12 protein-coding genes are annotated in these 14049 nt (G+C 39.7%); 6 read left to right on the top strand and 6 right to left on the bottom strand.

Features of this window, described 5'->3' with window-relative positions:
* The first annotated feature begins 8 nt into the window (after nucleotides 1–8).
* Together CWB72_RS12415 and CWB72_RS12410 are read left to right on the top strand one after the other, a co-directional pair.
* Nucleotides 9–2171 (top strand): M3 family metallopeptidase, encoded by a 2163-nt coding sequence (locus CWB72_RS12415; RefSeq protein WP_130256931.1) that lies wholly within the window; start codon nucleotides 9–11, stop codon nucleotides 2169–2171.
* A 167-nt stretch (nucleotides 2172–2338) separates the two neighbouring features.
* Entirely contained in the window at nucleotides 2339–3247 is a 909-nt protein-coding gene (locus CWB72_RS12410) for a bile acid:sodium symporter family protein (RefSeq protein WP_138631799.1), read from the top strand.
* A 23-nt stretch (nucleotides 3248–3270) separates the two neighbouring features.
* On the opposite strand, the gene CWB72_RS12405 is transcribed toward CWB72_RS12410, so the two are convergent.
* Complete coding sequence (locus CWB72_RS12405) at nucleotides 3271–3942, bottom strand: hypothetical protein (protein ID WP_138631797.1); 672 nt, start codon at nucleotides 3940–3942, stop codon at nucleotides 3271–3273.
* Between the two features lie 108 nt (nucleotides 3943–4050).
* Complete coding sequence (locus CWB72_RS12400) at nucleotides 4051–4725, bottom strand: glutamine amidotransferase-related protein (protein WP_138631795.1); 675 nt, start codon at nucleotides 4723–4725, stop codon at nucleotides 4051–4053.
* Nucleotides 4726–5317: 592 nt separating this feature from the next.
* Here CWB72_RS12400 and CWB72_RS12395 point away from each other — a divergent pair.
* The 4 genes from CWB72_RS12395 (at nucleotide 5318) to CWB72_RS12380 (ending at nucleotide 10487) form a co-directional block, all read left to right on the top strand.
* The gene (locus tag CWB72_RS12395; protein ID WP_138631793.1) at nucleotides 5318–7159 is read left to right on the top strand and encodes a serine hydrolase domain-containing protein; all 1842 of its coding nucleotides are present in this window, start codon (nucleotides 5318–5320) and stop codon (nucleotides 7157–7159) included.
* Between the two features lie 114 nt (nucleotides 7160–7273).
* Nucleotides 7274–8296 (top strand): sensor histidine kinase, encoded by a 1023-nt coding sequence (locus CWB72_RS12390; RefSeq protein WP_171037292.1) that lies wholly within the window; start codon nucleotides 7274–7276, stop codon nucleotides 8294–8296.
* Nucleotides 8293–9015, top strand: a complete 723-nt coding sequence (locus CWB72_RS12385; protein WP_138631789.1) for a LytR/AlgR family response regulator transcription factor — start codon at nucleotides 8293–8295, stop codon at nucleotides 9013–9015. The genes CWB72_RS12390 and CWB72_RS12385 overlap by 4 nt, the downstream gene beginning before the upstream one ends.
* A 218-nt stretch (nucleotides 9016–9233) precedes the next feature.
* Nucleotides 9234–10487, top strand: a complete 1254-nt coding sequence (locus CWB72_RS12380) for an aromatic amino acid transport family protein (RefSeq protein ID WP_138569146.1) — start codon at nucleotides 9234–9236, stop codon at nucleotides 10485–10487.
* A gap of 56 nt (nucleotides 10488–10543) precedes the next feature.
* Here the strand turns inward: CWB72_RS12380 and CWB72_RS12375 are convergent, their stop codons facing one another.
* From CWB72_RS12375 to CWB72_RS12360, 4 genes are all read right to left on the bottom strand, one after another.
* Nucleotides 10544–11308 carry a peptidylprolyl isomerase gene (locus CWB72_RS12375; protein ID WP_249349284.1) on the bottom strand — a complete coding sequence of 255 codons (765 nt, stop codon included), beginning with the start codon at nucleotides 11306–11308 and terminating at the stop codon, nucleotides 10544–10546.
* A 136-nt stretch (nucleotides 11309–11444) separates the two neighbouring features.
* Nucleotides 11445–11954: a signal peptidase II gene (gene lspA / locus CWB72_RS12370; RefSeq protein WP_138631787.1), complete on the bottom strand. Its 510-nt coding sequence runs from the start codon at nucleotides 11952–11954 to the stop codon at nucleotides 11445–11447.
* A gap of 74 nt (nucleotides 11955–12028) precedes the next feature.
* Entirely contained in the window at nucleotides 12029–13330 is a 1302-nt protein-coding gene (locus tag CWB72_RS12365; RefSeq protein ID WP_138631785.1) for a sensor histidine kinase, read from the bottom strand.
* Nucleotides 13320–14045: a response regulator transcription factor gene (locus CWB72_RS12360; protein WP_252371550.1), complete on the bottom strand. Its 726-nt coding sequence runs from the start codon at nucleotides 14043–14045 to the stop codon at nucleotides 13320–13322. The genes CWB72_RS12365 and CWB72_RS12360 overlap by 11 nt, the downstream gene beginning before the upstream one ends.
* Between the last annotated feature and the right edge of the window lie 4 nt (nucleotides 14046–14049).

Raw genomic sequence — 14049 nt, 5'->3', positions numbered from 1 at the left:
GAAAAACAATGAAAACATTAATCGCCACAGCAATTAGCTCTGCGCTATTACTCAGTGCTTGTTCAGAGCCAAGCAATACAACAACAAATAACACAACGCAAAATGAGCAAGTTTCTGCTTCAATTGAAAGTACGAATCCACTTTTTGTGAAGAGTACTTTGCAATATCAAACACCAGACTTTAATGCCATCAAAGACGAACACTTTATTCCAGCATTTGAGCAAGGCATGCAAGAACAACTAGCAGAAATTGCTGCGATTGCGAACAATACAGCGGCGCCGACATTTGAGAACACCATTGTCGCAATGGAGCAAAGTGGCGAGCTTTTAACACGCGCAAGCCGTATTTTCTTCAACCTAAATGGTACTGATTCAAACCCAGCTCGTCGTGACATTCAGTCGCAAATGGCACCAAAGTTTGCAGCTCACGGTGACAACATCAACCTAAATAAAGCCCTTTTTGAACGAGTCGAAACCATTTACAACCAACGTAACTCATTAAACCTTAACGGTGAAGAAAAGCGACTAGTAGAAGTACTTTACAAAGGATTCGTTCGCTCAGGTGCAAAACTGAATGAAGAGCAAAAACAGCGTATTCGTGAAATCAATAAAGAGCTTTCAACACTGGGCACTCAATTTAGCCAAAACTTGATGGCACTGACGAAGAGCAACGTGATAATTGTTAAAGACAAAGAACAATTAGCAGGTTTATCTGACGCTTACATCACCTCACTGGCTAATGCAGCAAAAGATGCAGGTCACGAGGGACAGTATTTAATTAAAATCACCAACACAACACGTCAGCCAATTTTATCACAACTTGATAATCGTGAGCTTCGTGAAAAAATTTGGCGAGCGTCTGCAGAACGCGCATTAGAGGGCGATAATAATAATGCCAAGATTGTCCCAACCATCACCAAATTACGTGCTGAACGTGCTGCATTACTTGGTTATGAAAGCTATGCACATTTTGGTCTAGAATCTCAAATGGCAAAAGAGCCTCAGGCTGTTCTAGATATGCTATCGAGCATGGTACCTTCGTTACTGCAAAACGTTGATGCAGAAGCTGCTGCCATTCAAGCAAAAATTGATGCATCAGGTGCTGATTTCAAACTTGCAGCGTGGGATTGGTTGTACTACTCAGAGCAAGTTCGTAAAGACAAATATAATCTTGACGAAAATGCCGTAAAAGAATACTTCGAGTTCAATCGTGTATTAAAAGATGGCGTATTCTTTACCATGAACCGTCTATATGGTGTGACCTTTAAGCCTCGTCCTGATCTACCTGTTTACCATGAAAATGTTGAAGCTTATGAGTTATTTGATGAAGATGGCACAAGTCTCGCTATTTTCTATGCAGACTACTTTGCACGTGAAGGTAAACGCGGTGGCGCTTGGAAAAGTGCTTTTGTTAAGCAATCAGGTTTAGACAATCAACGCCCAGTAATTGTGAATGTAATGAACATTCAAAAAGCGCCTGAAGGTGAGCCTACACTGATCAGTTACTCTGAAGCGACCACGATTTTTCATGAATTAGGTCATGGTCTTCACGGTATGCTATCTCAAGTTAAGTATCCTACTCTGTCTGGTACTTCAACATCTCGTGACTTCGTAGAGTTCCCATCAACTTTTGAAGAAGATTGGGCAATGCACCCAGAAGTTATCGCAAATTATGCAAAGCACTACAAAACGGGTGAGCCAATTCCAAAAGAATTACTTGGCAAAGTCATTGAGTCACGCAGCTTCAACCAAGGTTTCGATACATTTGAATATGTTGCCGCTGCACTATTAGATATGGAATGGCACTCAATTCCAGCATCTGCGCCAGTACAAGACATCGTAGAGTTTGAAAAAAACGCGCTACAAAAACATAAAGTAGACATCAGCTATATCCCTCCTCGCTATAAATCAGCGTACTTTAATCACTCAATGGGTGGCTATGCTGCAGGTTACTATGCCTATATGTGGAGTGAAATTTTAGCAGCAGATGCCTATGCATATGTACAAACACAAGGCGGTTTAAATCGTAAGATTGGCCAAAAGTATCGCGAAAACATCCTTGAAGTCGGTAACACTCGCGATCTGATGGAATCTTACAAAGCATTCCGTGGTCAAGAGCCAACCACTGACGCACTACTTAAGCGTCGCGGTTTATCAGTCACTGTTAACTAATTTCAATACTATTACCTATCAAAGCAGTAAGTCATTGTGATGTGTCCCCATTACGTCTTACTGCTTTTTTATACCTAGCCCATAAGCACTTCAGAAAAACTCATCGTTAACCCTATACCAATCCTGAGTTTTCACAGGTAGTATGAAATCAAAAACATACGCCTAACATGAAACTAGCACTTCAACTTTTTCCAATATGGGCAATCGCTTGCTCTGCACTCGCTTATTTCATGCCTAGCTTATTTATTGACTTTAAATCAAGCATAGTACCTTTACTCATGTTCATTATGCTTACAATGGGGCTTACGCTTCGTCCGGCTGACTTTAAACGCGTACTTGATAATAAGAAGGCGGTATTGCTTGGGCTCATTTTACAATTTACCGTGATGCCAATTGCAGCATTTGCACTTAGCCAAGCCATCTCATTAGATAGTGAAATGACGGTAGGTATGATATTGGTAGGTGCTGTTGCCGGTGGAACAGCCAGCAATGTACTGTGTTATTTAGCTAAAGGTGATGTGGCTTTATCAGTGACGATGACAGCTGTCAGCACTTTGCTTGGGGTCGTGTTTACGCCTCTTCTCACTAGCCTTTTTCTCAATCAGTTAATTGATATTCCCGTTTCAGGCATGTTGATGAGCCTTGTCAAAATTGTCTTGCTGCCCGTTATTATTGGCGTGTTATTAAATCATTGGTTTGCGCAAAGCTTAGATAGATTTAGCAAAATACTGCCTTTATTTGCCATGCTAGCAATCATTTTTATCATCAGTATCATTGTTACACTCAACCAAGAAAAACTTCAAACCTTAAGTGTATTATTGGTTGTGGCAGTTATGTGTCATAACATCTTTGGGTTATTGCTCGGTTACTGGGTACCTAAACGCTTTGGCTTTAATGAGCAAGTCTGCCGCACTATAGCTTTCGAAGTCGGTATGCAAAACTCAGGGTTAGCAGTGGCATTGGCAGTTAAATTCTTTACACCTGCTGCGGCCATCGCAGGTACGTTGTTTTCGATTTGGCACAATATTAGTGGCTCAATACTGGCAGGTTATTGGCAAAAAAAGAGCGCCAAATAAGGCGCTCAACTAAAAATATACAGTTACTTTTCTTGGAAATCTTCTGATTCATAATACAAAGGCTTTAATGTGCCGCAATTTACAAACTTATAAGTCAATTCGCTTTCTTGCGGAACACGTTTAGAGGTTCTAAATTTTTGTAAACATGCGCCTGTCATATCAACATAAATTAAATGACTAAAACTCGGCGCGTTTTGTATTTTGTGAATATAAATTCGCTCATTCGTCTTCACATCTACATAATCATATTCTTGCCACTGGGTAGAGTCTTCAAGCCCTTTAAACTCTCTACCATACAATTTGTCTGTAAACTCAATGGTGCGATTTGCATAGAAAAGACTGCCTCCTCTATCAAAGTGGCCCATATACACATCAGCAGTTAAGGTGATTTCTTCGCCGCGTAATAATCGCTGAATATTAAATTTTTGTGGCTTGATTGTCACAAGCTCCGCATCTTTGACTAGATTAAGAAAAGCAACATCCGGGTTTTTAATCTGATAAATAATTTGTAAGTCATGAGGTGGGCGATACCCAGACATATTAACCGCATAAATGTTTGAGCCTTTGTTCACCAAAGCCATAGGGTGCACCCCATAATAAACCGGGTCGAGCGGCTTGGGCTTTGGCTTTTTCTCTTCTTCAGCCACAACAAACGCAGATAATAATAAACCAAATATCAAATAAAATAACTTCATAGTAAGACTCTTTAAGCATCTGATTAAAAAGCAGTATAGCAGTTGAGGTTATAAAAAATCATGACAGATTCAGATTATTTTTAAGCCTCAACAATAAAAGTAAGCGACTTATATCTTAGCGCAAGCATGTAAGAAAGCTTGAATTAAAGGGTGAGGTAAATGCTTTAATGCACTTCTTTCGGGTTGAAAAGCTGTGCCGATAAAAAATGAATGCGACTTAATTTCAAGTGACTTAGGATCGCCATGTTGATCCTCACTGGTAAACGACATCTCAGAACCAGTAAACAAATGTAAATAGTCAGGGTTCACTCCAAAGCCACAATTAAACTCTTCAATAATTTGTCTATTTTTATAAATTACTGTGATAAGAGTACATTCATTTAATTGAATGGTATTTAACTCATTATTCAGACGACATATCAAGGGCGCAATCACAGGCATAGCTGTTTCATGGTCTACTTCAGCATTGCCAGCATGTTCAAAACCTAAAGCATGCTTAACATATTCCAAAGCAGCGTGTTGGTAGCCTGCACAAGTACCAAGAAAAGGAATATCATTTTCGCGAACATATCTTATTGCAGCTAAAACGTTTTCCATATTGGCATAGGGGCTTTTTGGCACACACCAAACCCCTGAAAACTCTGACAGTTTGCCGACACCTATATCGTTGGTATGTATCCATTGAATATCAAAGTGTTGAGGTGAATTTAACTTGATAGCTTTTTCAATAGCTTGGTGGGCAATATTGTTAGAATCAAAATCTCCTAGTAACGCTATTTTCACACGGTTTCTCCTTACAAAAAGAAAGCTTACCTTTTTTAGGAAAAATCACAACAAAACAAATTACATACAATATAGCTACATTACGTTACTTTCATTCTGAATTAATAATCATCTAGGAGGATGAAATGAACTTAAAACTAAAAAAACATCGCTTAAAAAACTATCAACAGACAAACAAATGCCATTAAACGCAACACCAGCCATTGCAGGCGGTCGCCCACCTGCTGATATTGACACTCTGCAATGTGCATCAATGCTTCCTTACTTAACAAAAGTGACTTGCACAGACTGCTACAGCTATAATGCTTGTTTGCCTAGGTTTATAACCTAGACACTTCTCTTTAATAAAATCACTCATACATTTTAAATAATCAAATAAGTAATAAACCAGCTAAGCAGGCCTTTCACTAATTCGTTTTTTCTCTAACTAGTCTCAATAGTTTTGCTCCTAATTTGGTACATAAAAACGCATCACCATTCAATTCAACAATCATACCATTCATCTTCGTTTTTCACCGTTACTGTACTTTTTCAACATCAAAAAACCGGCTCCTTTTAGACTCTGTACATACATTTACTAACAGGGGTTAATATGAAAACCAGTTACCTACTTGCCATTTATCTACTATTTTTGAGCTGCCTTGCTACGGCAAAGACACAAGCACAGCAAACACTTCAACCAGATGAGTTCAAAGCTCAATTCAGCAAAATACTTCAAGAACAGAATGTTGTGGGTGCTCAGCTCGTCATTTTTAACAAACATCAGAATACGTTAGAGTTCAATCATGGTTTTAGTGACCTAGCGCAAGAAATAGCAGTCGATAAAAATACTTTATTTAGAGCCGGTTCAACTACCAAGCCTTTTGTTGCAATGGCCATTATGCAACTTATCGAAGAGGGGTATTTCTCTTTACAGTCTAAGGTGAGTGAGCTTGCGCCTGAAATTAACATTGATAATCCATGGCACGAAACCAGCCCTATCAGAGTCGTTCACTTGCTCGAGCACACGGCTGGGTTTGATGATATGCATTTTAAGAACTTTTATAACAAAACAGGGCAAGAGGTGAACCTGCTTGAATCAGTAAATCGAGATGCAGAGTCACTTGCTGTCAGATGGCAACCTGGTACAAGACACGCCTATGCGAACCCAGGCTATGGCATTTTGGGTTACTTGATAGAAAAGTTTAGCAACCAAGCTTTTGAGGACTATGTAAGCAAAAATATCCTTGCACCATTGAATATGAATAATGCCTTCTTCGGTTATCAACAAGACAACTCGGCATTTAGTCAAGGATTCAATTCAGGTGAGGCAATCCCTAATTATGATATTTTTCTTCGTCCAGCTGGTAATTTAAGTATTTCAGCATCTGAACTTGCTAAGTTTGGCCGCTACTTTCTTGATTCAACTCAGCATAATGCTATTGCATCGATAAACTCGGATATTTTAGCAAAAATGCAAATTCCGCACTCTACTCTAGCGGCAAAGCAAGGTCTTAACTTTGGCTATGGACTTGGTTTATACCAAACAGAGCGAAAAGGCCATTTATGGGTTGGTCACAATGGGGGCGTCGGTGAGTTTATCACAGCATTTGCTTTCTCTCACCAATTAGATATTGGCTATGTACTCATGGTGAACACCAACAGCATTAAATATCGTGAAATTTCGGATATGCTAATGGATTACTTACACCAAAATATCGAGCCCAAACTACAGCCACAAAGCACACAAATAAACTCAGATATTACTGGTTACTATCGTTTACACTCTGACAGAAACCAAATTTTCGCTGGCATAACTTGGCCTTTTAATGCCGTAAAAGTATCTCAACAAGACAATGAACTGACTGTCTCACCGCTTATTCCATCTGAATCATTAACGCTAATTCACCTTGAAGATAATCAATTTATTGAAAAAGGCTCATATATCGCTAATTCGATCTTTTTAGAGCATCCTGAATACGGAAAGGTATTGGTAACAGATGGGCAGTTTTGGGTTGAGTCATCATTCTTTATGGCTTGGTTACCTGTTGTAATAGGCCTACTATTTATCATTAGCTTATCGATTACTTTATTATATCTGCCAATCTGGTGCGTAAACTTTTTCAGAGGCAAATTGAAAAATAAAAGCCAGCTACTCATTCGTCTATTGCCATTTTGTGCAGTGGTAAGCTTAATTTTATTAGCAATTGCATTTACACAAATCACTTGGCTTACAATTGCAGATATCAACGCCTCGACCCTAGTAATTTTTGCTTGCACTTGGCTGTTTGCGCTCTTTTCTTTTATGAGTTTAATCAGTTTTTATAAATTCAAGAAACAGGAAACAAATCGATTCGCCCGAATATTTTTACCAATGAGTAGTATGCTGTTTTCAATTTCAACGGTATATTTTGCAGCGAATGGTTACATAGGCTTAGCATTATGGGCTTGGTAAGTATTTAACCCAAGCTTAATTAAGCAAAACTGAAGTGGTCTAAGAGTACAAAAATTGATGTATTACTTATCTAGAAAGAAGCAATTCTGGGTCTGCCAAATAATTGGGTGGAGTATGTTGGCGGTTGCAAATTTACTCCTCAGATCAATGCCAGACTTTAATAATCTGGGTGAGCAAGTTGTAAACAGCATTGTTATTTTGCTCTTCGGGCTGCTGACCTCTCTTGGCCTGAGAGTGTTCTATATCAAAAGTAGCGTAATTGAAAAATCACTCTCTAGAATGGTAATACCTGTACTTACTTGTTCTTTAGTAAGTACGGGGGTCATGACACTATTTATGCTTGGCACAATATCTCTGTTGCATAGCACAAACCCTGATTATGACTCTGTATTGGGTCACATGAATATTATAAGTAACATCATTGGGCTATACCCAATCACTCTAATTTGGAGCTGTATTTATTTAGGTGTGCAATCACTGCAGCGTTGGAAACAAGTCGAAAGTGAAAAACTATCACTGCAACTGGCATTAAAAGAAGCGCAACTTAACACTCTAATCGGCCAAATTAACCCTCACTTTATGTTTAACAGTCTCAATAACATTAGAGCGTTGATGTTAGAGGATATAAACCAAGCAAGATCGAGTATCACGCAACTTTCTAACGTGATGAGGCATGCATTGAGTGCTGATAAAAAAAGCCATATCCCTCTTGAGCAAGAACTAAAAGTAATTGAAGAGTTTATTGCTATTTCAGGTATTCAATATGAAGGTAGGCTCAAATTTAAAAGCAAGGTAGATGACCAATTACTTCACGTACTCGTGCCCCCTATGATGATACAAATGCTCATTGAAAATGCCATAAAACATGGTATTAGCCTAGTCAAAGGTGGTGGTGTATTAAGTTTGGAGATTAACAAGCAAGCGGATTTCATATTCATTCAAGTCTGTAACCCTGGAAGCTTAAAGCCCTCTTCGACCACCAGCACATCAACCAATATAGGCTTACATAATATTCGAAAGCGTTTACAGTTATTATATGGTTCATCTGCAAGTTTAGAGTTAAGCGAAGCAGACGAGACCGTGATTGCCACGCTTACTTTTCCTATACAGTCTCATCATTCGAAGGCAGAACTATGAAAGCAATCATTATTGAAGATTCTCGTTTAGCAAGATTAGAACTCAACACTATGCTCTGTGAATTTGAACAAATAGAGGTGATAGCCCAAGCGGCAGATCCAGATGAAGGCATTGCTTTAATCAAACAACATCAACCCGAGATCTTATTTTTGGATATTCAGATGCCGGGTAAGAATGGCTTTGAATTACTCGATGAGATCGACTTTCAAGGTAAGGTTATCTTCACAACGGCATACGATGAGTATGCTATTCGCTCATTTGACTACGACGCATTCGACTACTTATTAAAACCAATTGAAACAGACCGATTAACAGTCACCATTAATAAGCTCATCAGACTAGAAGCCTCAGAGCCAGCACCACAAGACACTGAACAAGTGAAGTTTGATGAAAACAGCTCAGTGTTTTTAAAAGACGGCGATGAGTGTGACTTCGTGCCTTTAAAAGATATATTTTTAATTGAAAGCTGTTCAAACTATTGCTTTATACATCATAAGCAACAAAAACCACTGATAAAGAAATCTCTTAACCTATTAGAAGCGCGATTACCTGAAACGCTATTCTTTAGGGCGAATAGACAGCAAATTATTAATTTGAGACAGGTAAAAAACGTCGATATCGCTGTTAATGGCAATTTATTAATTACCTTACATTCAGGCCATGAAGTTGAAGCCTCTCGTAGACACTCAAGTCGCTTCAAGCAGCTAATGAGCTTTTAAAAGCACACAAAATTCAAATGCTAACTCTATTTAGGTGGTTATCAAGTTGCCTCTGTAGTGAACATATCACCACCTTGTCAAAACAGGCTTATCTATTCACTCGTCAAACTCCCTTTACAGTATTCAGCAACCATTAAGCGGGTATGAATGCATCTTGCTGTCATTTTCTATATCATGCGCGCGAAAAATAATTCTTATTAATTTTTAGGACAACAAGTATGAGTAACTCCCCAGAAGCCATGACGTTAGATATGTCTTCAGCCAGTCGGGGTGGCTGGACTCAGCACGACACACAATGGGTATTAAGCCTATTCGGAACTGCGGTCGGTGCGGGTATTTTATTTTTGCCAATTAATATCGGTATTGGTGGTTTTTGGCCACTGCTAATTATGGCTTTACTAGCCTTCCCGATGACTTTTTTAGCACACCGTGGTCTAGCTCGCTTTGTGCTGTCTTCAAAACAAGATAACGCTGATTTCACCGATGTCGTAGAAGAGCATTTTGGCGCTGGTGCAGGTCGTCTAATCTCGCTGCTTTACTTCTTCTCTATCTACCCTATTCTGCTTATTTATGGTGTTGGTTTAACCAATACGGTAGACAGCTTTATGGTGAACCAGTTAGGTATGGAGTCTATCCCTCGCGTGGCGCTATCTGGTGTACTGGTTGCGTTTATGGTGAGTTTAATGCTGGGCGGTGAAAAGCTTCTTATGCGTGCCTTCTCTGCGTTAGTTTATCCTTTAGTGGCAATTTTATTATTCTTATCACTTTACCTTATTCCAAACTGGCAAATGCCAGCGGTGTCTGCACCGGATATGGGTGAGCTAAGCAGCACTTTATGGTTATCTGTGCCTGTGATTGTATTCTCATTCAGCCATGCTGCTGCCATTTCAAGTTTTGCCAATGTGCAGCGCCGCCATTACAGATCAGAAGCGGTTGCTAAAAGTGAAAAGATCTTAAAATACACCTCGTTAATGCTGATCTTATTTGTTCTGCTTTTTGTGTTCTCTTGTATTTTCTCTTTAACGCCTGAGCAAATGGCCCAAGCGAAAGAAGCAAATGTCTCTGTACTGTCGTTCTTAGCTAACGTGTATGACAACCCATATATTGCTCTACTTGGCCCATTCGTGGCGTTTGTTGCGATCACCTCTTCTTTCTTAGGTCACTTCTTAGGTGCACGAGAAAGCTTTAATGGCCTGCTGACTAAGCAAACTAAACTAGGTAATGCGACTGCTGATAAAATTGGCGTTGCAGCTATGTTTGTTTCAATTTGGATCTGTGCGGTAATTAACCCAAGTATTCTGGGTATGATGGAAGCGATTTCAGGCCCTATCATTGCGATGATTTTATTCGTAATGCCAACCATCGCCATCTACAAAGTACCAAGCCTGAATAAGTACAAAGGCCGTTTAAGCACCTACTTTGTGTTAGTCGTTGGTTTGCTTGCAGTATCTGCGTTGTTATTTAGCTGGTAAGTAAGCGCGAATAGCTAAAAATCAAAGCGCCCTATTTACGGGCGCTTTACTATAATTTATCGATTGTATCTTCTTCTAAAAAATACACCTGCGCCCATCAGCATAAGCACACTAAATAATCCGCCAGAGCTACTGCTGCCATTGTTATTATCACCACCATTATCTGGTTCAGTTGGCTTTAATAACGTATTCTTCACTGGCGTAAGTGTATCAGCGGTATTCTCGTTATCATCCACTATTGTTACAGCTTCAATGCTAATAAAGTTGCTTTCATCTGGGTTGACTTGATCGTCTGAACATTTGTCTTGCGAAAAGTCGACTAAAGGAATTGAACCACAAGTTTCTAGCTTGGCGATTTTGTCAACAACCTCCATGCCGTCGCCAATCACTTGTCCAAACACCGTAAACCCGCCGTTTTGCACATCTAGGTTTTGACTGTTGTCTTTTAAATTAAAAAACCATTGGCTGGTTGCGCTGTCAGGGTTACCACCTACTTTAGCCATCGCAATCGTACCGCGAACATTTGAATACACAGGCTCATTGTCAACAGTGCCAAATGATTCAACTTGGCTCAGTGGGATGCTACCTTCATAGAAAAAACCACCACCTTGGAGTACAAAATTAGGCTCCAAGCGATGAAAAATAACCCCTTGGTATCGATCTTCATTCACATATTTCATGAAGTTTTCGACTGTTTTAGGCGTAGTTTGGTTAAATAAATTAACTTGAAAATTGCCTTGCGAAGTTTGAAATTCAACAATGGTGGCCATTGTTGAGCTGCTACCCAATAACATGGCCGCAGAAATAACATATTTTAACACTGTCTTTGTCTCTGATTTGTATTACCGCTGAGCAGGTTACTGACTTATTTAAAAAATGAAAAGTAATCAACCACTCAGCGTAACAATTAATAACAAATAGAAACAAAAAACACGCAACACTATCGTGTTAAACGCATCACTTTTCTGCTTGCTTAGCTGCGCGTTCTTCTTGCCAGCCTGAATACAGTAATATTCCAGCGCCCGCTAGAATGAACATATCTGCGATATTAAATACACCCGTTCTTAAACCACCAATACCCACATTCAGAAAATCAATCACTGCGCCATCGTTAAGCACCCTGTCTAACCAGTTACTTGCACCACCAGATACAATCAAGGCCCACGCCGATGCCATAGGTTTCGTTAATTGTTTTTCCCTAAAGACATAAATAATCATGCCAAGCAAAAATACACCGACTAAGCCAATGAACACCAAATCGCGCATTGATTCAGACATTGTGCCACCCAAACTTAGAAATGCACCGCGATTTTCGGTGTAACCAATGCGGAACAAATCGTTAAAGTAGCTAGTCATTTGCCACGGAGTCAGCACCGCAGCGGCCCACAGCTTGCTGAGTTGATCAAATAATAACGTTGATAAGGTCAATGCGACAAAAGTGATTTTAGGAGAAAGTCTTGCAAACATAAGTACTGCCAATGATAAATATGTACCAAAATTTCTCCCAAACTAACTTAGTCCCTCTAAAATGGCAATCTCAATCAGTTTAATTGATGTTGAAGCGGCAACTGCAAACAAAAACATGCGCCGCCTAAACCTTGCTCTTTTTCAAGTACAAACAATTTACCGTCATGTAATTGTGCAATAGAGCTTGCTATGGCTAAACCCAAACCACATCCGCCTGAATCTCTAGAGCGACTTGGGTCTAGTCGAGTGAAAGGTTCAAAGATCCTATCGGTTTTTCCTGGCGGGATCCCCATGCCATCATCTTCAATAAAGCAACAAATATAGGCGTCATTTTGGCTAAAACTGACTTGGCAGGTACTTTTTGCAAAACGCCCAGCATTTCGTAGCAAGTTAACAAACACACGATTAAGTAGATTACTGTCAGCATTGACCATTAATTCACTATTTATCACTTCAAATTTAATCGCCGGATAAAAGCTTTGCACATTCTGCACGGCTTGTTTAGCCAACTCATCAAGGTTACTACTGACCTTCTGCACCGCGGTAGAGCCATCTTTTAAGCGCGCATAAGAAAGTAACTCTTTTACTAAATCATCTAGCCCTTGTAAGGCATTTTGCATTGATTGAGTTAGATCACTTCGACTTTGGCTATCTGCATCTTCAAGCATATCGAGCGCAAATTGCATTCGTGCCATCGGGCTGCGAAACTCATGTGCAACGCCATGTAACAAGTCTCTTTGTAAGTTAAGTTGAGTTTGGTTCTGAGCGCTGATGTCGGTCAAGTAGGTTTTGATATGGGCAATATGATCATCAATTGAGTTAGTGCGCTGAGTTGGTTGTTGGTTTAGCGCTGCAATCGTGTGAGATAATCTCTTTTGTTCAGACCAAACGAAATACACAAATATCGTTAAAAAGCCAATATTTAAAACACAAGCAACAAGCCATAATACCCAATCTGATAACCAATTTGTAAAGCTATCATAGTAGACGTTCTCTAACACCATGAGTTGCTGCGTATCTAAAACATAAAATACGCTAGAAGTAGAAAGATCAACAAAGCTATTGTGCTGATGTAGTTGCGCGCGGTTCAGTAAGTCTTGCTCATAAAACCCTAAATCTTCCTTAAACATTATATAGGCTTCGGCAAAATAACGTTCACTCAGCTTGAGAGCATGGGCTTCCCACTGTTGTGCGTTCGCGTTTTTAAACGTCGTACTCACTTCAGCCGCAACCGTGCTTAAATGGGCTTCCCACTCATCAATTGCTTCTTCAACTAAAGCCGGTTGCAAATAGTCAAACGTCAGTTGGCCCACCACCAAGTTACTCAAAACAATGAGGATGACTGCCAGTAGGCTGTTTTTAGCATTAAGTTGCAATGAGATACCCTTTATTTCTTACCGTTGTCAGTAATTTGGGATGCTTAGGGTCATCACCGAGTTTTTTGCGTAACCTCGACACCCTCAAGTCTATCGACCTATCAAGTGGGTCGTAATCCAGCTTAAATATTTGTTTGTGCAAACTCTCTCTTGAGCACACTTCACCTGCCATATTGGCGAGGATCACCAATAGATCAAACTCTGCACTCGATAACTCTATCGGCTGAGATTGATACGCCACTCTTCTATTAGGTAAATCTATAGACAATTGTCCATCACACACCTTTAAGTGCGTTTTTTGTTGCGAAGCAAGATTAGACTGACGCCTTAATTGCGCTCTTATATGTGCCAATAAGACTCTTGGTTTAATCGGTTTACATAAATAATCATCGGCACCGACTTCGAGTCCAGTGACTTCATCAATGTCATCCACCAGCGCAGTCAACATAATGATGGGTCCGGTAAAACTTGGCCTGATTTGCTTGCAAATAGTAAGACCGTCAATACCTGGGAGCATTAAATCAAGAATAATGAGATCGGGTTGCTGTAAAGACAACAGCGACATAGCGCTATTACCATCATTAGCAACCGTTACTTGATACCCGTTTTGGGTTAAGAATTGGCTGATCAAATCAGTCAATTCCATGTCATCATCGATTAGTAAAATTGAATGCACGTATTTGGTTTCCGACATTAACTGGCTGTCATTTAACATAAGT

The organism is Pseudoalteromonas phenolica, from assembly GCF_005886345.1.
Classification (GTDB): domain Bacteria; phylum Pseudomonadota; class Gammaproteobacteria; order Enterobacterales; family Alteromonadaceae; genus Pseudoalteromonas; species Pseudoalteromonas phenolica_A.
This window is presented reverse-complemented; position numbering and strand designations above follow the sequence as displayed.

What these genes read in the sequence shown, in the direction of transcription:
- CWB72_RS12360 (WP_252371550.1), bottom strand. Translation starts at nt 14,045, where the DNA reads ATGTTAAATGACAGCCAGTTAATGTCGGAAACCAAATACGTGCATTCA.
- CWB72_RS12380 (WP_138569146.1), top strand. Translation starts at nt 9,234, where the DNA reads ATGAGTAACTCCCCAGAAGCCATGACGTTAGATATGTCTTCAGCCAGT.
- CWB72_RS12415 (WP_130256931.1), top strand. Translation starts at nt 9, where the DNA reads ATGAAAACATTAATCGCCACAGCAATTAGCTCTGCGCTATTACTCAGT.
- CWB72_RS12385 (WP_138631789.1), top strand. Translation starts at nt 8,293, where the DNA reads ATGAAAGCAATCATTATTGAAGATTCTCGTTTAGCAAGATTAGAACTC.
- CWB72_RS12395 (WP_138631793.1), top strand. Translation starts at nt 5,318, where the DNA reads ATGAAAACCAGTTACCTACTTGCCATTTATCTACTATTTTTGAGCTGC.
- lspA (WP_138631787.1), bottom strand. Translation starts at nt 11,954, where the DNA reads ATGTTTGCAAGACTTTCTCCTAAAATCACTTTTGTCGCATTGACCTTA.
- CWB72_RS12405 (WP_138631797.1), bottom strand. Translation starts at nt 3,942, where the DNA reads ATGAAGTTATTTTATTTGATATTTGGTTTATTATTATCTGCGTTTGTT.
- CWB72_RS12390 (WP_171037292.1), top strand. Translation starts at nt 7,274, where the DNA reads ATGTTGGCGGTTGCAAATTTACTCCTCAGATCAATGCCAGACTTTAAT.
- CWB72_RS12410 (WP_138631799.1), top strand. Translation starts at nt 2,339, where the DNA reads ATGAAACTAGCACTTCAACTTTTTCCAATATGGGCAATCGCTTGCTCT.